Here is a 19,160-nt window from a genome sequence, read left to right as displayed (position 1 = left end):
GGCTATCTTGCTACGGTTTTAAAAGCATCGGCACCACATGTCTAAGCATCGTTATAGGCAAACAAAAAAGCGGCCCTATCGCCGCTTTATTTGTTTGCTTTATCGAAAAGTAATAAACAACTACCCTATAGGAATCCCCAGTTTTGAGCGCCAGTAATCGTTTACAAAAATTTGCTGAGGATCCATTGTATTCCTTAAATTCATCCAATCGTTCCATTTTGGGTACTTATCAGCTAAATAGGTTACACCTGATGTACCACCGACAGTGTCGGGAATGTATTTGCCCCAGTGCGGGCGATAATTAAATGGCGCTAACAAATCCCAAAAACTTTGGTAAAATGTTGCCGGATCGCCCTGGTTATAGCCAAACCAAAACACATCAATCCTGATTACATCCTGCTGGTATGAAGGGCTGAGCCAAAAATCATTACGCCTGGCCGCATAAATTTCACAACTAAAGCTAAGATCTATAGTTATGGGCTGGGCATCATAATAAGCTTTCAGTGTATCCATTACCTGCTCCGACTGGTTAATATCTATCCATAGTTCTGTAAACCAAACCGGCATCAGCTTATCGCTCATCTGGTTATCCATAGGTAAACCTGTATACCACCGATCTGAAAACAACTGCGGCCCCTTGTTTTTATTTGTAGGCGTGTCAACAGTAACAAAAATGTCCATAATAGAGGGGAAGATCTTTGTTGCATAATTAGTCTCTACCAAAATTTTTATAATTTCATATTCTAAAGGTTTATCGGGTAAAAGTTTTTGCAGCCAGGTGGGCCACTGACCTATAGCCGTGTATAAAAGACCGGCAGCTGCATTGGCAGGAACGGGGTTGTCCAAAATATAAGGCACTTCTTCATAAGGTTTTAGCCCGTCTGATGATGGAGGTTCACCCATTAATTCATAAGCGTGTTTTGCGTAAGCAGCGGCGCCGGCCTGGTCTGTACGGCTTGCCTGCCAAACTACCATTCGCGACAGATCCTGGATATGATTTTGCTGCGGCCACCACATTAAACGGGTGTACTGGGTTTGCTCCAAAAAAGTCTGCATGTTTGGTAACTCGGGTGAATTTCCGAACAAGTTGATCAGCGAGCATTTGTCTGCATATTCAATAGTTTCTGATCCCTGGATATAAAACTGTGGTATGCACTTAAATGTTGCAGATACAATAACACCGAACAAGCCCATTGAAGCTATACCTACCGCATAAAAAGGGTCATCAAGATTGCCTGAAGCGGGCTTTGTAAAAGTAGTTACTGCAGCGCCCTGGCCGGCCTGGCAGGTAACTACGTCAACGCTCACTATTGCATCTTCAAAGGAAAATTGAGTTGAACCACCGGAGGAAGCAGTTGACAAAAAGCCGCCGACGGTTTGATGGGTTATGCCGCCCAGATCGGGTAGTGAGCGATTTAATGAAGGGTTGCCTGTGGCAGTACCTAAGTTATCTAAATAATAACATAAGGAATTTTGAAGGGTAGAGATCTTTGTAGGATCATAGGGATCCGGGCCGAGGTGGCAACCTGCCTGTACCTTCACAGTGTCGGCATCAAGCATTTCCACACCATACATTTTAGCCAGCATGATGTACTTGTAAGTCTTTCCGGTTGATGATTTTTGCTCTGTTTCGAGGTCTCCAATTAACGGGAATGAGTGGCCCGAGCCGCGAACGCAAACGATCTCGTTGTTGTTTGACGCGTCATTTATCAGGGTAATGACATCAGCATTACTTTCGGGCAACCAGTAGGTTGCCCCATTTACAATTATAGTATCCATTGTTTAAAGGTTTATGTTAACGCAATTTAACTATTAATTATTTAATATCGCAAAAAATATTATTATTAAATATTCATTAATAATACAATACCTATTTTACCTTTAATTAAACACTATATATAAGGCTGTAAATTTTATTTATTAATATTTTTATACCTATTAAAGGAGATATCTGCAAAGAATTAATTGACATATTTGATTTTGAGCGATCAAAAACGTCATTCTTTTTACGCAAGTCGCCTCCTGTTTTGTCGTGATTACACCCCCACTATCATATACCGTTTACAGATATTTGTGATAGAAAAAACGCAAACATTTTTAAAAACAAATTATTATGCGAAAATTAAAATTACAGGTACAAATGACCCTTGATGGTTTTGTAGCCGGGCCGGAAGGCCAGTTGGACTGGATGTGGATAACCGGCGAAAGGGACGAAGCTGGTTTCAGGAAAGCAATTGAATTGGCCGACAGCTGCGATACCATTTTGCTGGGGCGCAAAATGACCCGGGAATTCATTGATCACTGGGAAAACGTAGTAGACAACCAGCCCGACAGCGTGGAACAATCTTTAGCACAGCGGATGGTAAATATGCGTAAGATTGCTTTCAGCCGCACACAAACAACCATTGCCGGCAGGAACTTAGAGGTTGAAAACGGCAACCTTGCTACTGTAATACAGGCGCTGAAAAAAGAGCCGGGCAAAGATATTATGGTTTATGGCGGCGCCAATTTTGTAAGTTCGCTGATAAGCCAGGACCTTATTGATGAGTATTTTATTATCAGGAACCCGGTTGCCATAGGGAACGGACTTTCAATTTTCAAGGAGAAAAAACAGCTGAAATTAGACAGTTCAATCGTTTACAAAAATGGAAAAATACTCAATAAATATCTGCCAGTTTAGCCTGGGGTTAAGCCGCACTGCTGGGGAGTTAAAAACAACAAAAACCTGATTAGTACGAGTCTGGTCGAACATGCTGGCTATAATAACTGGTACGATTCGCGCAGGTAAATAAACAAAGCCGGACGCAGGTCATCAAGCAGCGCAATACGAATATGGTTCTCGTACTTATTACCTGAGGCAACACTTTTAAGTACTGGCTTTTCAGGATGCGGCACTTTTGAATAGAACTTGATGTCCAGTTCCTTTTTCATAGGCCGGATCACCAGGAAGGTTAGCCGCCGGGTAAAAACGATACAGTTCGGGGTGGTGCCAACAAGTACGCCTTCCCAATCCGCTACTTCTGCCAGGATCTTATCAAAAACAACCACCAGTTCAGCCGGCCGCCCCGCGAACAAACTGTCAAGGCTAACCCTCGCGCAATAATGCCGCTGCTCGGGTTTCGGCAATTCCCGCTCACATTTTGGACAGGTCCAACTCACAGGCGATCTATTTTTTACGTTTTTCCAGCACCTCTGCGATATTGACGGCAGAACAATCGGCAATCACCCCGGCAAGGATTGCTACCGGCATAGCGGCTTCATCCTTAAAATTGATACAGCCTTTCTGAAATTTAGCGTTTGGCAATAGTTTTTGAAACTTCTCGTGCAAGGCCGGGTTCATGTACATGGGCAGGCAATGCAACGATATATGACTCTTGGTACTGGCCAGCCCGTACTTCATATAGCTTCGTTCCTCGTACAAGATCATTTCTTTACCCATCATAGGTTTCACAACCGGTATAACAGTTGGGTCATTCGCCACGATCGTCTCGTGCAGTGTGGTTAAAAACACCTGTCTTTCTTCGGGTGCTGTGCTGATGAATTCCATAATGCTCATGGAACTAAAATAAGCAAAATCGATTGATTATCTTTAGGTTCAAATTGATACGTTATGAAAAAACTCATCCTTGCTGTATTGTTGCTTATTTCTTTCCTGCTTGGTTATGGTGTCAGCCGTTTGAGCCAGCCGGTAAATACCGGCCCGCGGGTAACGGGTATAGGCGGTATCTTCTTTAAAGCCAAAGACCCCGCGGCGCTGAAGGCCTGGTACAGCAAAAACCTGGGCCTGCAAATGGGTGAATACGGGTCAAACTTTGAATGGCACCAGGGTATGGACAGCACTAAGAAAGGCTTTACTTTATGGGCGCCCTTTAAAGAAACAACAAAATATTTTCAGCCTTCTGATAAGCAGTTTATGATCAATTACCGCGTGGAAGGCTTGAACCGTTTATTGGCCAATCTCAAATCGGCCGGCATCCTGCCGACCGATTCAGTAGAGAAAGCCAGTTATGGCAATTTTGTACATTTGATGGACCCCGAAGGTAACAAGATTGAGTTATGGGAGCCCAATGATGTGGAATATGCCAAATTGGGTAAATTAACTACTAAATAACAGCATCACCCCGCTTCCGGTCACTGGCCATCATAGGCCCGCTGCAGGGCGGCGATGTCAGCTTTCTTCATTGTCATAAAAGTTTGCGTAACGCGCGCAATTTGTTCGGGGTTCCCGTTTTTCAGCGCCTGGAACATAACTGTTGATGCAACCTGCCAGGATACGCCGTATTTGTCTTTCAGCCAACCACATTGTCCGGGCTCGCCATCAGCAGAAAGCGCCGACCAATAGTAGTCGATCTCTTCCTGCGTTTCGCAGGGGATCAGTAGCGACACCGCGTCATTAAAACTAAAACCGTGCGGGTGCGCGCTATCCATAGCGGCCAGCCAGGTTTGGTCGACGTAAAAATCAGCGTACAGCAGTGTACCGGCTTTATCGGGTCCCATATCCTCCGGCCGTGTGGCCGTAGTACCGCGTTTACTGCCTTTAAATACCGAGCAGTAAAAGTCAATAGCTTCATTAGCTTTGCCGGCCACCTGGCCCGTATACATCAGCGACGGAACGATCATCGGCCTCTCTTCGCCAGTTGGATTGGTCAGTATCAGTTGCCACGAGACGCCGTACTTATCGCTTATCCAGCCATAACGTTCGCTGAAAGGATAGCGGTCCAGCGGCATCAGCACTTGTCCGTTTTCTGAAAGCTTGCTCCAAACATCGTCAATGCGCCTGGCTGCGTCAGGGTCACGCGTGGGATCAAAATTAATCATAAAGGAAATAGACGGGGTGATCTTTAACCCTTGCCCGGCGCTAATGCCAAGGAATGGCTGGCCGGCCAGAGTAAATTCAACTACTTCGCATTCTCCGCCGGGCATAGGAAAATGGCTAACATAATTTACAGCCGAATCAGGTATTAAAGTGGCATAGAATTCGGCAGCTTCTTTGGCTTTGTCCTGGTCGAACCAGATGTGTGGCTTGATGGGTAACATAGGTAATAATTTTGGTGTGGATATATAGTTAAAAATCGTAAGCGTTAATTGTTTTGACAGATAACGCCACCGGCGATAATCTGTTTTTACTTAACTACCTCAAAATTAAACAGTTTTTTATCACCAGGTCAGGGGTATCAGGGACATTTTAGGGGGCACATTGCGACAATATTCAACTCATGATCAGATTGTAAAACTAAATGAAAAGCCCTTTATTTTTCCTTCCGGTAAACTATATTGCGTGCTCATTTAAAAATTATGAAAAAAACAATGCCCTTTGACTTCCTGCTGGATTACCTGCCTGCTGGTATAGTTGTCAAGCCGGCTATTGGAATGTTTTATATTTATTTCGATCAAAAGATTGTACTGATCTTCCGAAAGGTTAGCAAGAACCCGCAACATAACGGCATCTGGATCTCGACCAGACGGGAAGATCATGCCAGCCTGAAAGCAGAGATACCGGTCATCACCGATTTTGTGTTCGACGAAGGATTTGATACGGCCTGGCTGCTGCTCAGCGACAATCACGACGATTTTGAAAGCGCGGCGATACAGCTTTGCGAACTTGTTTCACGCAGGGATCAAAGGATTGGAAAAGTGACATCAAAAAGCGCAGCTATGTTTAGGCATTAAGTTTGTTTGTTGGTCTCCTGAATAAAGTTCCATCATAGCCGGCATCCGTTTCCTCAGATGGCTGGGATGTTTTCCACAAAGGCCGGAACTTTCATTAATTAAACAGATATTACGAGGGATGAATACGTTGACCCCGCAGATGCAATTGGTAATGGATTATGTGGAAACCACCAATACGGTGGTATTTTTGACTGGCAAGGCAGGTACCGGCAAAACCACCCTACTGCAACACATCCGGCAGCATACCCGCAAGAAACTGGCGGTTATTGCGCCAACGGGTGTAGCGGCGATCAATGCGGGTGGAATGACGATCCATTCTTTTTTCCAACTGCCATTCGGACCGCTGATCCCCGGCGGACAGGCGCAGCCGGAACGAGGCTACAGCGATGAAAAATTGGAATTGCTGGCCTGTTTGGAATTATTGGTAATCGATGAAGTGAGCATGGTACGCCCCGATGTGCTCGATCAGATAGATCTGGTGCTGCGCAATGTAAAAATGAACAGCCAGCCATTCGGCGGCGTACAGCTATTGTTGATCGGCGACCTCTCGCAGTTAAGCCCGATCATCCGGGACGAAGAATGGATAATGCTGGGCCGCTATTATGCTACGCCTTATTTTTTTAGCAGCCTGGCCCTGCAAAAAACACCTTATGTTCGTATCGAATTGAATGTAGTTTTCCGGCAAAAGGAACAGGCATTTGTGGATATTTTGAACGAAATACGTGATCAACGCATGAGCACGAAAACTCTTGCTTTGTTAAATGAACGGTACAGGCCGGATTTTACGCCGACAGCTGAGGAACCTTATATTACACTCACCACGCATAACAGCATTGTACAACAATTGAACGCGGAGTTCTTAGCGGCACTGCCCGGAACGGAACAGGAGTTTAAGGCCATCATTCGCGGTGAGTTTCCAAAGGATGCTTATCCTACGGAGACGGAATTAAGGTTAAAAGTGGGCGCACAGGTCATGTTTGTCAAAAACGACAGCTCTGCCGAAAAGAAATATTATAATGGTAAGATCGGTACCGTTGTTAAACTTGAAAGTGATACGGTTCATGTGCTTTGTGGTGAAACCGAAATAGCGGTACAGGCACTGGAATGGACGAATGTGAAATATGCTTTGCAGGACGATGAAATTAATGAAACCAATGCCGGCAGCTTTGCGCAAATACCCTTGAAGCTGGCATGGGCCATCACGATCCATAAAAGCCAGGGCTTGAGCTTTGACCGCGCGATCATTGATGTGAGCGAAGCCTTTGCGCACGGCCAGGCTTATGTGGCATTAAGCCGGTGCCGCACGCTATCAGGTTTGGTGCTGCGTAATCCGGTCACTGCAAACAATATCATCGGCGACCCTGCCGTAGCCCGTTTTAACGAAAAGGCCAAAGCCGCTGAGCCGGATGCCACGAGTTTGGTGCTTGCCGTGGAAAATTACCGGCTGTTCTTGCTCAGTGAACTGTTTGATATGAAGCCATTTGAAAAAAAGATCAAAGGCTTTGAAAGTCTGTTACCTGATATTGGTAAAAATGTATTTGAAGTATCCGCAAAATTTATCAGGCAGCTAAAACCGGAACGCAGCCAGAACGCAGCTGCCTATTTCCTTGAGAAATTGACGCACATTATAGAAACCTTGCATTTACAATTACCCACATTAGTGGGTACATCAAAAGAAAAGGCGGCCAAAGCCGATGAACTGATCAGTTGGTTGATGACACGGGTAGCTATGATGACACACTTTGCGACAACAGAATTTTATACAACCGGTTATCTGGAGCTCAAAGCCAAAGGGAAGATTGCGCCGGATGTTTCTTATGTAAAGTTATTGAACGCTAAACCTAACGAAGAACTTTTTGATATCCTGATGGATTGGCGGGAAAAGCAGGCGGTCGACGAAAAGATCATGCCCAGTATGGTCTTGTCAGAAAAGACTGCCGCAACTATCGCCGAAAAATTACCGGGTACGCTTAAAGCGTTAAGTGCCATCAAAGGCGTTGGCCCGTCCAAAACCTCGCAATACGGACCAGTGTTGATTCGACTGATCCGGGATTATCAGCAAAAGCTGGAAGGCACTTTTTCGCAGAATAGTTTATTTTGAAACGGTTGCTTCTATCGGCTAAGTAATATTAGCTTTTATCATACGGTAACCGTCTGAAAACGTAAAATGTATACTGGCCATATGGAGGTACAACACTTAGGTATAAGTTGTTCCATATCCTTGTAATTTAATAAAAACAAAAGCTTTATCAGTTATGATAAAGCTTTTGTGTCTGCTTTGCTTAATTTTAATTATTAACGGGAAAAGGTTAAAGTGCCAAAGCCCAATTGATCATAGCCGCCACTGTTACCCCCATAATCACCGCCGCCACCTTCGGGGCGCACTTTAGTTGCAAATTGGGAGGTATAAGTAGCCGTTTTCCCTTTTACTTTAACATAATAGTTATAAACAAGTTCCCAACCTGGGCGTATGTTGCCCCGGCCTCCACTTGAAATAACGGTTTGGTTGGAGTTTTCACAGTTATTATAGGTTGTATATGGAACTATGTTGGTAGTATTGATATTGTACGCAGCTATATATTCGCTCACCCCTAACAACGGCGGGTTAATATGCCTCCACGGATTATAGTCGAAAAAGTTTTGCCCCTGGTTATACAACATCTGGCAAAAAGTGCCGTACAGCGGAACTTCCATAGTAGCATGTCCCTGGTCTCTTCCGGCTTCCTGTGCCTGGTCCATCCCGTTTGGATAGGTGGCCGTTATTACACGTCCTATGTACGCCGTACCAACACCACTGTGCTGATAATAATTTATAGCATAATTTACTTTGCTGATGTCATCACAAAGAATGCCAATGGCCAACACGGTACATAGGTTTGACATATCCCAATTTAGCCAGTAATGTGTTCCGCATGTATTGTTATGCCTTATCAGGAAATCGCTTGATACGGGATAATACACATTAAGCAAAAAGTTTTTAAAGGCGGTAAAACCAGATGCCGACCAGCCGCTGTAGCCGCGCATAATTTCAGCCGCGTTGGCCCATTGATAGCCCTGTAGCCCCGCCGCAAGCTGTTTGTTGCTGTCGCCATCGATAAATTTGCATTTTGCTGCCCAGGCATTCATAATAGTTACCGCATTAGCACCGCAGGCCGTATCGCCCTTAATTTTCCAACGTAATGCATTCTGATAAGCCGCAGCCGCGTCCTGGCAAGCCAGTATGTAATTCTCGCCCCTGCCGCTTGCTGCCCTCCCGCGTACAATGGTATCTACCGGGCGGGGGACATAATTGGGAGAGGAATGGCCATTAGCAACCAGCTTATTCCAGCCGTCGAGCCAGGGTTGTGCTCCTGCATTTACTTTGGCCGTCATCCGGGCAAAATCAGCCGCCGAATGCAACATTCCGGGGTGAACGATGGTTGTAACGGCGCCCAAAGAAAGTGTCTTTACGTTTTTACCTGCTACAATATCGCCATTGGGTTTAGCAGGGCTTTCACCAGATATTGGTTTGCTGCATCCGCAAAATACGACCATGGCACACATGGCTATTTGAATTGATTTTCTTTTCATTTTTTTGTTTATCATATAGTAGTTGTAAGCAAAGTTATGTTGGAAGCCCGTGTACGCACACTAAAGGAGAGTATATATATATCGACAAAAGATGATTCTTTTAAATTTCATAAAACAACCGGCAGTTTTATACTCTTGACCGGAAGGTAGGAAATTTTGCCGTTAACACTGTAAAAAAATGGAATGCATCCTCGGTAATTCCAAGTTGATGGGGCAGCAAAAATAATTCAGGATCATCTTTTGCCGGATTTTCAGGGGTATGCTTGAACAAGCTATGCGGATGAGTAAACAAAACCTTGAGCGGTAAATAACTAATAAACTACTTCGAGCCGGGTCAGGCACTTTTGGCTTTGCATACAGTAAATGCTGGTAATAACAAGAACCGAGCAACGTACATGTTAATTTAAAAGTTGATCACGAAACTTATTTGGTGAAATACCTACTTCCTTTTTAAATAGACGCGAAAAGTAGGTCGCGTTTTCAAAACCAAGCGAAAAGGAAATTTCAGAGACATTCATTTTCCCTTCTGTTAATAAGTTCTTTGCCTCCGACATTAAATAAAGATGGATAAGTTCCAAAGCGGTCTTACCGGTTTCCTGCTTAAGCAGATCACTCAAATAGCGGGGAGAAATATTTAATTTCTCAGCCATATAGGTTACAGTTGGTAGTCCGGATTCTTTTATCTGTCTTTCTTTAAAGTAAGCAGCAAGTATTGTATTGAACCTCGTAGCTATTGCTCCGGTTAATTCAGCGCGGTTAATAAACTGTCTTTTGTAAAAACGCTGTGCATATTTAAGCAGGGTATCCAGGTGGCTCAATATGATGGTCTTACTGTAATCATCGGTGTTGTTGTGATATTCCTTTTCCATGGTATACACCAGGTCCCAGATAGTTTCTTCTTCGCTTGGCGAAAGATACAAGGCTTCGCTAACCTCATAATCAAAGTAACCGTACTTTTTTATTTCATGATAAAGAGCGGTTCCAGCTAAAAAATCTTCATGCACAACAATAAAAAAACTATCTTCTTCCAACCTGATGTTTCTGCAAGCAATAATTTGCCGTGGTTTGATAAAAAACATCTTTCCCCTGTCATGGTCATATTTTGTTTTACCATAATATATACTACCGGATTCAAATTTTTTCAACCCGATGATGTAAAAGTCGGCAGAGAATTCCACTTCATTACCCCCATAATTATCTTTACCGCCATATGAAATGCAGAACAAAGGATGCTCCGGAGGGTTTACTTTAAGAGCCTGGTTAAAACTACTTATTTTATCAAAATGAATCATAAATCAGGTTTTTAAGAAAGCAGGACTCGGCTAACCGGGCCCTGCAAATTTAGCTTTTTATTTTCCATGAGCGGCAACAGAGACGTCGTACCATTCTTCCCAGGTTTTCATGCGTTCAGCATAAACATATTTAATCCACTCAAAACCTGCTTTACCTAAAAGTAATCTTAACGGAGGTTTTTCCGTATCAACCAGCTTAAGCACAGCATCAGCCGTGGCTTCCGGTACACCCCAGTCTTCGGCTTTATTGGAAGCCTGAAGTGCCGCTCTTACATCATCATACAAGGCTATTGGTTTGCTTTGTGCGATAGAAGCATTAAAATCGGTTAAATAGCCATTCGGTTCCAGTATGGTCACTTTGATCCCGAATCCGCTTACTTCAGCCGCTAACGATTCACTTATCGCTTCAACAGCAAACTTTGAAGCACTGTATATGCCAAAGGTTGGAAATGCGACTATACCTAACGCGCTTGAAAGTTGTATAATGTGCCCGGATTTCTGCTCACGCATAATTGGTATGATAGCTTGGGTAATCCACAGTAAGCCAAACACATTAGTTTCTATCTGTGTCCTGATCTCCTGTTCTTCCAACTCTTCAATAGCGCCCATATGTCCATAACCGGCGTTATTTATCAATACATCAATAGCGCCGAAATGTGTCTTTGCTTTTGCCACCGCATCTACACAAGCTACTTTATCAGTAACATCAAGTTGCAGTACCAGTAAGTTTGAAGGATATTCGTTGGCCAGTTCGTGCAAAGAATCAGGATTCCTTACCGTTGCTATTACCCTATCGCCGCGTTTTAAAAAAGCTTCGGCCCAAATCTTGCCAAAACCACGGGAAGCGCCTGTTATAAAAATTGTCTTTGTCATTATCGTATGTCTTTAATCTTAATACGATGACAAATCTCCGCCAATTCCTGGTAGGTATTATGATACAAAAGTCGGCAATAATGAAACATTTTTACAATAACTGCTTTGCTTGAATGGGCGTTAATCTCGCTAACAAACCCGATCTGTAAGCTATAACTGACCTGCCCAATCGTCGTCGCGGTCCCGGGGGATCAATACGCTGAAAAATTTACAGCCAGCATGCCAGGTTTTCAGCCTGCGCAGCTTTTGCGATAAGGTTCCCCCGGTAAAGAAACTGCCTCTCCGGGATTGACCGGTTTGCGGCGAAGCGGAGGAATCCTGACGTGTTTGCTGCTTTAAGAGATTAGCATAATAAGATAGCAGTTCAATAACTAAGCTTCAAAAATAAGGTCCTGAAACTTGGTTTTCGTGCGTTTTTATGAGTATTGAATGCAAGGTCCCGTCTTTTGCCTGCCTTTATGGTATACAGAGTACAGATATGTATACCATTTTCACCGATCAGACAACAGGCGGGCGACTGGCGATAAATAAAACAATATCTTTGAGTAAGTAAAATATTAGGAATGAACGATATACTAAGGTTCAATACGATCAGCGAGTACAACGCATTTAATAGAAATGAAACTAAGCACCCGTTGGTTAGCGTTGTCGACTTTTCGAAAGCGGCCGAAAGGAAAGGCGGAACGTTCATGGCTTATTTTGGTTTTTACACGATCTTTTTAAAAGATGTAGACTGCGGCGATCTTATATATGGCAAAAATACATATGACTACCAGGAAGGAACCCTGGTGTTCTTCGGGCCCGGCCAGTTAGCCGGTGTCGCCAGCAACGGACGGCCTTACAAGCCCAAAGGATATGGTCTGGTTTTTCATCCCGACCTGATACATGGCTCTTCTCTGGGCAGACGTATTCACGAGTACAGCTTTTTTGGTTATCAGTCAAACGAGGCGCTGCATATTTCACTACGCGAAAGAAACATTGTGTTAGATTGTTTTTCCAAAATTGACTATGAATTAGACCGTAATATCGATAAACACAGCAAACGGCTGATCATTTCAAACATCGAATTGTTTCTGGACTACTGCGTCCGGTTTTATGACCGCCAATTTGTTACGCGTGACCAGGTTCACCAGGGGATAATGCTAAAATTTGATCTTCTGCTGAATGAGTTTTATGCATCTGAAAAACCCAAAGTGATTGGATTGCCATCAGTTGCTTATTGTGCCGACCAGCTGCATTTATCGCCAAACTATTTTGGTGACCTGGTAAAAAAAGAAACCGGCAAAACCGCGCTTGAGTTCATTCATTATAAACTGATCGATTTTGCTAAAGACAGGATCTTCGACAAAGACAAAACTGTCAGCGAGATTGCATATGAACTCGGATTTAAATATCCGCAGCATTTTGTCCGTCTGTTCAAACAACGGGTTGGGCATACCCCAAATGAGTATCGAAGTTTAAATTAACATACCTTGTTCTATCCTGCCGGAAACCCACTATTTTGCCGTTTGAAAAAATCCTTCAAAGAATGTATTAAAATAAGGTTTTTCAGTCATGTAACGTTCACAAGTTAAACAGCATCTCAAAAGCGTGATCTTGCCAGGCAGGGTGTTACTGGATATTAAAAATCCTGTTCTTTTAGCTCCTGTAATTACTAAAAATGAAATCACTTGCTTTTCGGGTATTATGACAGTTAAAACATTGTTCTTTTGTTGGGTGCAGCGCCTTTGTAGTTACACTATCGCTGTAAACGAACTCTTCATATCCCCAGCCCCCCGTTTCGTTAAATTGGGAGCTATTTTTAACCATTACATCTATTAACTTTCTTTTGCCTTCATAAATATCACCATTTTTCTGAGGGAGGGATTCCAATACGTCAAACACGATGATAGAGCCATCGGCAAACCGACCGGTTTTATAGCCCTCCATAGCTTTTGGATTGGCATATATATGGTGAAACCCGGAATGTGATGCAAAAGTGGGATTGTTGACAGCCGTTTTCACGTGCGTCCAATTCCGGTAACCTTCCGGAATTAAAATGCCTTCTGGCTGTTTCTTTTCGGCCCGACTAAATGAATACATCATAATAATCATTAGGTTCAGCAAGCTCACTATAATTATTTTTTTCATTGGTTTGGGTTCAATTGGCTCTATCAAATCTACAGATATTTGGTAATAAACACATTATGCCAATCTCACCTTTAAAAGGCAGGTAACACTTGTAAACTTTACTTTAGCACAATTATGTATCGTATTAGTTTTGCTAAACGAGCCCGTCCGCCTTACAGCAGCATTGGAACACAAGTCAAAACACCCGATAGCTACCGGTTGCCGAAGAATATATCTTCGGCTTTTTGATTTATCTTTATTTGGACTTTTGGATATATAGCAGATAAACCACTCTTGCATCCAAATCAACCCGTCAAGATGTCTAAATCACACCCTGTCGTAACCGGAATTTTGCAATAGCTTTGACTATGAGTCTATACGAAACATTCTACCAGTTACATTATCAGGCCTTTCCGTTTTTATTACCGAACGCCTGGAACGCAAAAAGCGCCAAACTTATCGAAGCTGCCGGTTACCCGGCCGTAGCGACCTCCAGCGGCGCCATCGCAGACTCCCTGGGTTATCCGGATGGTGAAAAAATTCCTTTCGAAGAACTGTTGTATATCATCCGGAGAATAAAAGCCTCCATAAGTATCCCCTTATCAGTTGATTTTGAACGTGGCTATAGCGACGACCTGGCGGTCATTAACAATCATATCCAACAACTGCTCGATCTCGGCGTTGCCGCCATCAACTTAGAAGATGCCGAAGGCAAGGCAGTTTATCTGCGTAAATTGACTGGCATCAAAAATTACCTGATCAAAACCGGCCAGCAGCTTTTTATTAATGCCCGTACCGACGCATTTTTACAAAAATTGCCCGAACCTTTAGACACCGTTATCCGCAGGGCGAAACTTTACCAGGAGGCCGGCGCGGACAGTCTTTTTGTGACCGGCATCGGCGATTCCGCTGTGATCAAAGAGATCACGGCAGCTGTTTCCTTACCGGTCAATATTGTAGGTAACCCAAAGTTGGCCACTGTTGAATCATTGGGAAATGCCGGCGTGAAAAGAATCAGTATGGCGGTTTTGGTTTACCGTGCTACTTACCGAAATTTAGAGGAAACACTTACAGCAGTGAACAACACCCAATCATTAACCCCTTTATTTTAATATGAAAAAAATAATTATCCTGGCCTTATTAAGCCTTACCGTTTATGAGGGCTACGCGCAAGAAACAACCAACGAGCTTACCCCCGCGGAAAAAGAAAAAGCAATCCAATTGTTAAAACAGACCGAAGCCGGTGTTTTTGATGCCGTAAAAGGCTTAAGCGAAGCTCAGTTAAATTTTAAACAGGCTGCCGATAAATGGAGCGTAGCCGAATGCGTTAACCATATCGCAGCCGCAGAAAAAGAGCTTTGGGCCATGGCCAGCCCCGCGTTAACCCAACCGGCAAATCCTGAAAAAAGAACGGAGATCAAGTTCGGCGACGATGACCTGATCAAAGCCGTGGAGGATCGTACGCATAAATCCAAAACCTTCGCCGCGCTCGAACCTGTCAATTCGCCTTACAAGACCGTACCGGAAGCTTTAGCTGCGTTCAAAATGGGACGTGAAAAACTGATTGCCTTAGTTGAAAGCACAAAAGTGGACCTGCGCAACCATATCGTCGTGTTGCCAATTGGCACTTATGACAGCTATCAGTACATCCTACTGATCGCGGCGCACAGCAACCGGCACACGCAGCAGATCGACGAAGTTAAAGCCAGCCCGGATTTTCCAAAACATTGATCAGCTGACGGGCTTGAGTAGGCTTAGTCAAGGTTCCGGGCGTAACCAGTGTTTGTCCCCATCGGATATCAGCCTTTGCGCTGCGCATCAAACTTCACAGCGCTGGTATCGATCACGCGGGACAGTAATAAACATTTTATCATTGCGATTGGTATATCCTCTATGTCAGAATAAAATAACCAATCGCGTTTTGAGTTTTCGCGAAAAGTTAAGAAAAAGAAAAAGCCGCTAAATCGTATGATTTAGCGGCTTTTTCTTTTTGATTATCTTCCCAGCGGTGAGGGAGGCACTTGTAACCCCCTGCTCTATATGCTTTAAACGCGGTTTTTTAATGAATTTTTGCTCTCTACTCACCAGCTACTCACTTGCCGTTTATGGCCTAAAATAGCGGTTCGGTATAGCTGCAAATGCTATGGTATAAAGATACAAAAAAAGCGATAATTGCAAGGATTTATTGCAGGTATTTCGGCCCTTATCATCGGTTCCACCGCCTTGCGGGGCGTTTTTTTATTAAATATTCTTCGGCTTCCTGCCTTATTTCAAAATTGGGTTTTCTCCGGGTTTTGGACATCCATGCCACTAATTCATCTTTCTTGAAGTATAGCCTTCGACCGGGTTTATAATACGGTATTTCGCCCCTGCAAACTTTGGAATAGAGCGCAGCAACGGAAAGTTTTAAGATATCCGCCGCTTCGGACACGTCCATCATTTCAGGGATGGCCGGATTTTGCTGCCCTTCTAATAATGCTTCAATTCGCTGGACTTTTTCCAATAAGAGGCTTACGGCTTGAGGAAGTTGCTCAAATGTTAGTTTTTCCATAAACGGTTCGTGTGTGGTTTTGATGCTATTTTTGTTCCACCCAATCATATGTAAAAATAACAAAGAGATCGCACTTTTCAGGACTTAAAAAGCACTTAACGGGCGGCATCAAAACGCCTCATATCGCCTTTTTAAGCGTAAATGAAGGGATATGAAGCGTTATTTCAGCAAAGATAATTTAGTCTATCGCCGTGCGTTTGGGGAGCTTATATCGATGCTAAGCGGGTCGTTTTCAATGATGCTTTTGAGCATGTTTTTTGCCAGGCTCAATTCAAAATCATCTGATTTGGACATACGCACATCAGGCGGCAACTTCTCTAATATTTTAAGCGACCGGGCTATGATCTGAATAGCCCGGTGTTCTGTTTTGTCCGACAGGATGCTCATATCGCTACTACCAATCCATCCTGACAGTCTGCCGCTTCTGCTTCCGCATCTTCACGATTTTCAAACACACGGTTATTGCCGTCCACGTCCGTAACGATGCCCGCATATTCGGCACCGCCCTGCATTTCCAATACAAGGTATTGATTGCTATTGTTATCGGCTGGTTGTACAGGCAAATAAAACAGGCTTATCGCACGCGCGAATTTGGCCGACTGCGCTTTATGCAAACCGTACTGCTCTAAACAATGGTTGCTGAATATGGCCAAATAGCCCGCAAAAAGCTGTTCGGCAAACACATTGGCACTTTTTACAAGGCTGTTCCTTTTCCTGCTAACCGTATCATTTACGGTCGTGGCTAAAGATAACCACTGGTGGTAACTCAAAAAAGGGTTATTCCAGTTTGGTATTAATTCCTCCTGCGTATTGCTTACTTTATCGGCAATGGCTTGGGCATATTCCAAAAAGGCGGGTATTTCGCTTTTAAACAGGTCAAATATGATTTTCGCTTTTTCTACATTAGTAAGCTGTTCGATAGTTTTCATGGTTTTACAATTAAATGAAATGATAAAATAACAGGGGGCGTTTCGCCCCCTGTTTGGATTAGTTAAGCAATAAGGTAGTACTTCCGTTCTTGGCAAAATTGGTACAAAGGTTAAAGGCGACCTGTGAACGGTCTTGCCCCATTCCGTACATGATGGATTTGAATTTGCTTTCCTCATCACGGTAGTTACGGACATTCTGATAATAACCAGTCACGGCATTATATGCTCCGAACAAAGTACCTTTGGCGGTATTTTCCTGCTGGCTATCGGCGGTCATGGCATAATCGAAAACGCTCGAAACCATGTTGTTGTAATGGCTGCTCAATTCTTCGTCCTTACCCGCTTTCAATTTTTCAAAGGTTTCTTTGTTCGGTATCATGGCTAATTGTATCAGCCGTTTAACCTGCGGGTCGGTTATCCGCACCCTCGCCCAACGGTTAAAGATGGCTTCCAGTTCAACCGATAGCTGGTTGCTGATACCCAACATTTTATGCGCCCCTTTTAATTTCTCGGCGGCACTTGCGGTATGCCGTATTTTAATGCAGTTACTGCAATTATTGAGGGCTGCGTTTAACGTATTGGAACACCAGATACGCACGGGTGTAAAGGCAATGGTTATACTGCCCGTGCCGTCATGGGTCGAAGTCAAAAAGAGGTACTGGTCTATCAGGTCGTTACGCCCGACTTTAATATACTCGGGCAATTTGGCGGTTACAAAAATGGTTGAGCCGTAGCCCAACGCCCCGGCTGTTTCGTACCTGATCTGGTTTTGACCGCCTACAATGCTGTCAAAAAATGAAAAGGCGTCTACGTTTTGCATGACCTCATAGTCTTTGCCAACTTTATCGCCTAAGATGGCTTCATTATCGGTACGGAACGTATAAAAGCTGTTATCGGAAATGATATTGTTACCGCTCGGCAGGGCGTGTAAATTAGGGCGTTTCAATACCTCGAAATCTAACCCCGCCTGTTGTATAGCTTCTGCGCTCGTGGCGTTCTTGGCAATGGTCGTACCAATGACCTGCCATACTTTGGGTTTTACGATATTACTGCTATAATTTGTCATGGCTTTACTTTTTAGTGTTTAATGGAATAATTTTAGTTTCCAAAACCGTTACTTTCGGCGTACTGCTTACGCTCAACTTGGTTTTGGTTTGCAGTTCTGCGATTGCATCATGGATGCTGGCATGGGTCGTTTTAATCACCACCTTGACCAATAAAAAAATGCTGTCTTTCATGGCTATAGTCCGTAAGTGTTTATAAACTCGTTAAACTCGAACTGGAAAACTGCGGGGTTTGACCTTGCCAACTCTTGTGCATAACCTTTCCAAAAAAGTTGGTCGGTTAATTCGATGAAAATTTCTAACATTGTCTTAGCTATTTAAGATTTAACCATCTTAGCAAAACGCCCTGTGTACCGTGAATACACAGGGCGTTGCCATTAAATATTATGCAGGAATTACAATACTTGCTTCCACCTCTGCCAGTTTGTCGATACAAAGCTGTTTAACTTCCTGTGCGACATAGGCGATAATAAAAGGGTTCTTGGTTACAAACTCGTTGCCGTCATCATCGGAAATAACCAGTTCGCAACGGGCAAAACGGCTATCGCTTGCCATATCGTCCTTATCATCGTTTTGGGCGATAGTAAAGCTGTCAAGGTTGCCAATCGTGTTTTCCAGCTTGGTTTTTTGCGCTATTTTCTTGCCCAATACTTCCACGATCTTTACCGTTTCGACTAACTTGCGTTCCTGCTGTGCCTGAAACTGCTCTTTTAACTCCTTTTTGGTCGGCTCGGCTTGTGGCTTTGCTTCTTCGCCCTGTTTCACTTCTTCGGCTTTGGGGGCATCCGCAGACTTAGCGGGTTGGTTATCCAAATGAGCGGTATCGCCTGCCTTAACTTCGGCAGCTTTGGCTTTCTCGCCCTGCGGGTCTTGTTCAGGTGCTTTATCTTTTGAAGCTTCATTTTGTGCCTCCTTTCCTGTCAGGCTTGGACGGATGTCGGTTTTTACGGATTGATTGTTTTTAGCTTTATCGCTTCCTATTACTGTGGTTTTCATGATCTCTGAATTTTAAATATTGATAATTAATGAATTGATGAATTGCCCGAATGGGCGTGTGCGTGTCAGCCGTCCCGACTGGTCGGGACGCTGTGGGCTGTGCGGG

General features: G+C 43.8%; 21 protein-coding genes. 7 read left to right on the top strand and 14 right to left on the bottom strand.

Annotation, left to right across the window (positions count from 1 at the left end; genetic code table 11):
* Positions 1–120: 120 nt before the first annotated feature.
* Positions 121–1,779 carry a D-arabinono-1,4-lactone oxidase gene (locus J2W55_RS06120; RefSeq protein WP_310093128.1) on the bottom strand — a complete coding sequence of 553 codons (1,659 nt, stop codon included), beginning with the start codon at positions 1,777–1,779 and terminating at the stop codon, positions 121–123.
* A gap of 334 nt (positions 1,780–2,113) precedes the next feature.
* On the opposite strand from J2W55_RS06120, the gene J2W55_RS06115 reads away from it, so the two are divergent.
* A complete protein-coding gene (locus tag J2W55_RS06115; RefSeq protein ID WP_310093126.1) occupies positions 2,114–2,680 on the top strand; it encodes a dihydrofolate reductase family protein in 567 nt (188 codons plus the stop codon).
* 77 nt (positions 2,681–2,757) lie between these two features.
* Here J2W55_RS06115 and J2W55_RS06110 read toward each other — a convergent pair whose 3' ends face one another.
* Together J2W55_RS06110 and J2W55_RS06105 are read right to left on the bottom strand one after the other, a co-directional pair.
* Complete coding sequence (locus J2W55_RS06110; RefSeq protein WP_310093124.1) at positions 2,758–3,159, bottom strand: DUF5655 domain-containing protein; 402 nt, start codon at positions 3,157–3,159, stop codon at positions 2,758–2,760.
* 7 nt (positions 3,160–3,166) lie between these two features.
* Positions 3,167–3,556, bottom strand: coding sequence for a DUF1801 domain-containing protein (locus J2W55_RS06105; RefSeq protein ID WP_310093122.1), 390 nt, complete (start codon positions 3,554–3,556; stop codon positions 3,167–3,169).
* Between the two features lie 54 nt (positions 3,557–3,610).
* Here J2W55_RS06105 and J2W55_RS06100 point away from each other — a divergent pair, with 54 nt between their 5' ends.
* Entirely contained in the window at positions 3,611–4,111 is a 501-nt protein-coding gene (locus tag J2W55_RS06100) for a VOC family protein (RefSeq protein WP_310093120.1), read from the top strand.
* Between the two features lie 20 nt (positions 4,112–4,131).
* On the opposite strand, the gene J2W55_RS06095 is transcribed toward J2W55_RS06100, so the two are convergent.
* Positions 4,132–5,037 carry a VOC family protein gene (locus J2W55_RS06095; RefSeq protein WP_310093117.1) on the bottom strand — a complete coding sequence of 302 codons (906 nt, stop codon included), beginning with the start codon at positions 5,035–5,037 and terminating at the stop codon, positions 4,132–4,134.
* A gap of 258 nt (positions 5,038–5,295) precedes the next feature.
* On the opposite strand from J2W55_RS06095, the gene J2W55_RS06090 reads away from it, so the two are divergent.
* Together J2W55_RS06090 and J2W55_RS06085 are read left to right on the top strand one after the other, a co-directional pair.
* Positions 5,296–5,670 carry a hypothetical protein gene (locus tag J2W55_RS06090; protein WP_310093115.1) on the top strand — a complete coding sequence of 125 codons (375 nt, stop codon included), beginning with the start codon at positions 5,296–5,298 and terminating at the stop codon, positions 5,668–5,670.
* Positions 5,671–5,788: 118 nt separating this feature from the next.
* On the top strand, positions 5,789–7,771 hold the full coding sequence (locus J2W55_RS06085) for an HRDC domain-containing protein (protein ID WP_310093113.1): 1,983 nt from the start codon (positions 5,789–5,791) through the stop codon (positions 7,769–7,771).
* A gap of 194 nt (positions 7,772–7,965) precedes the next feature.
* Here the strand turns inward: J2W55_RS06085 and J2W55_RS06080 are convergent, their stop codons facing one another.
* The 3 genes from J2W55_RS06080 to J2W55_RS06070 all read right to left on the bottom strand — a co-directional run bounded on the left by J2W55_RS06080 (position 7,966) and on the right by J2W55_RS06070 (position 11,405).
* A complete protein-coding gene (locus J2W55_RS06080; RefSeq protein ID WP_310093111.1) occupies positions 7,966–9,240 on the bottom strand; it encodes an alginate lyase family protein in 1,275 nt (424 codons plus the stop codon).
* Positions 9,241–9,638: 398 nt separating this feature from the next.
* Positions 9,639–10,532 (bottom strand): helix-turn-helix domain-containing protein, encoded by an 894-nt coding sequence (locus tag J2W55_RS06075; protein WP_310093108.1) that lies wholly within the window; start codon positions 10,530–10,532, stop codon positions 9,639–9,641.
* Positions 10,533–10,589: 57 nt separating this feature from the next.
* Entirely contained in the window at positions 10,590–11,405 is an 816-nt protein-coding gene (locus J2W55_RS06070; protein WP_310093106.1) for an SDR family NAD(P)-dependent oxidoreductase, read from the bottom strand.
* Positions 11,406–11,968: 563 nt separating this feature from the next.
* Here J2W55_RS06070 and J2W55_RS06065 point away from each other — a divergent pair.
* The gene (locus J2W55_RS06065; RefSeq protein ID WP_310093104.1) at positions 11,969–12,871 is read left to right on the top strand and encodes a helix-turn-helix domain-containing protein; all 903 of its coding nucleotides are present in this window, start codon (positions 11,969–11,971) and stop codon (positions 12,869–12,871) included.
* Between the two features lie 172 nt (positions 12,872–13,043).
* Here the strand turns inward: J2W55_RS06065 and J2W55_RS06060 are convergent, their stop codons facing one another.
* Complete coding sequence (locus tag J2W55_RS06060; protein WP_310093102.1) at positions 13,044–13,535, bottom strand: cytochrome P460 family protein; 492 nt, start codon at positions 13,533–13,535, stop codon at positions 13,044–13,046.
* A gap of 347 nt (positions 13,536–13,882) precedes the next feature.
* Between J2W55_RS06060 and J2W55_RS06055 the strand changes: the two genes are divergently transcribed.
* Positions 13,883–14,626 carry an isocitrate lyase/PEP mutase family protein gene (locus tag J2W55_RS06055; RefSeq protein ID WP_310093100.1) on the top strand — a complete coding sequence of 248 codons (744 nt, stop codon included), beginning with the start codon at positions 13,883–13,885 and terminating at the stop codon, positions 14,624–14,626.
* A 1-nt stretch (position 14,627) separates the two neighbouring features.
* Positions 14,628–15,245 (top strand): DinB family protein, encoded by a 618-nt coding sequence (locus tag J2W55_RS06050; RefSeq protein WP_310093098.1) that lies wholly within the window; start codon positions 14,628–14,630, stop codon positions 15,243–15,245.
* A 475-nt stretch (positions 15,246–15,720) separates the two neighbouring features.
* On the opposite strand, the gene J2W55_RS06045 is transcribed toward J2W55_RS06050, so the two are convergent.
* The 6 genes from J2W55_RS06045 to J2W55_RS06020 all read right to left on the bottom strand — a co-directional run bounded on the left by J2W55_RS06045 (position 15,721) and on the right by J2W55_RS06020 (position 19,054).
* The gene (locus J2W55_RS06045) at positions 15,721–16,065 is read right to left on the bottom strand and encodes a helix-turn-helix domain-containing protein (RefSeq protein ID WP_310093096.1); all 345 of its coding nucleotides are present in this window, start codon (positions 16,063–16,065) and stop codon (positions 15,721–15,723) included.
* A 183-nt stretch (positions 16,066–16,248) separates the two neighbouring features.
* Complete coding sequence (locus tag J2W55_RS06040) at positions 16,249–16,452, bottom strand: hypothetical protein (RefSeq protein WP_310093095.1); 204 nt, start codon at positions 16,450–16,452, stop codon at positions 16,249–16,251.
* The gene (locus J2W55_RS06035; protein WP_310093094.1) at positions 16,449–16,994 is read right to left on the bottom strand and encodes a hypothetical protein; all 546 of its coding nucleotides are present in this window, start codon (positions 16,992–16,994) and stop codon (positions 16,449–16,451) included. The genes J2W55_RS06040 and J2W55_RS06035 overlap by 4 nt, the downstream gene beginning before the upstream one ends.
* A 58-nt stretch (positions 16,995–17,052) precedes the next feature.
* Entirely contained in the window at positions 17,053–18,060 is a 1,008-nt protein-coding gene (locus tag J2W55_RS06030) for a DUF932 domain-containing protein (RefSeq protein WP_310093092.1), read from the bottom strand.
* A gap of 4 nt (positions 18,061–18,064) precedes the next feature.
* On the bottom strand, positions 18,065–18,232 hold the full coding sequence (locus J2W55_RS06025) for a hypothetical protein (RefSeq protein ID WP_310093090.1): 168 nt from the start codon (positions 18,230–18,232) through the stop codon (positions 18,065–18,067).
* 210 nt (positions 18,233–18,442) lie between these two features.
* Positions 18,443–19,054 (bottom strand): hypothetical protein, encoded by a 612-nt coding sequence (locus J2W55_RS06020; protein ID WP_310093088.1) that lies wholly within the window; start codon positions 19,052–19,054, stop codon positions 18,443–18,445.
* Positions 19,055–19,160: the final 106 nt, after the last annotated feature.

This window comes from Mucilaginibacter pocheonensis, from assembly GCF_031456535.1.
Lineage (GTDB): Bacteria > Bacteroidota > Bacteroidia > Sphingobacteriales > Sphingobacteriaceae > Mucilaginibacter > Mucilaginibacter pocheonensis.
The sequence above is the reverse complement of the archived record's forward strand: the minus strand, read 5'-3'. Positions and strand labels throughout refer to the sequence as shown.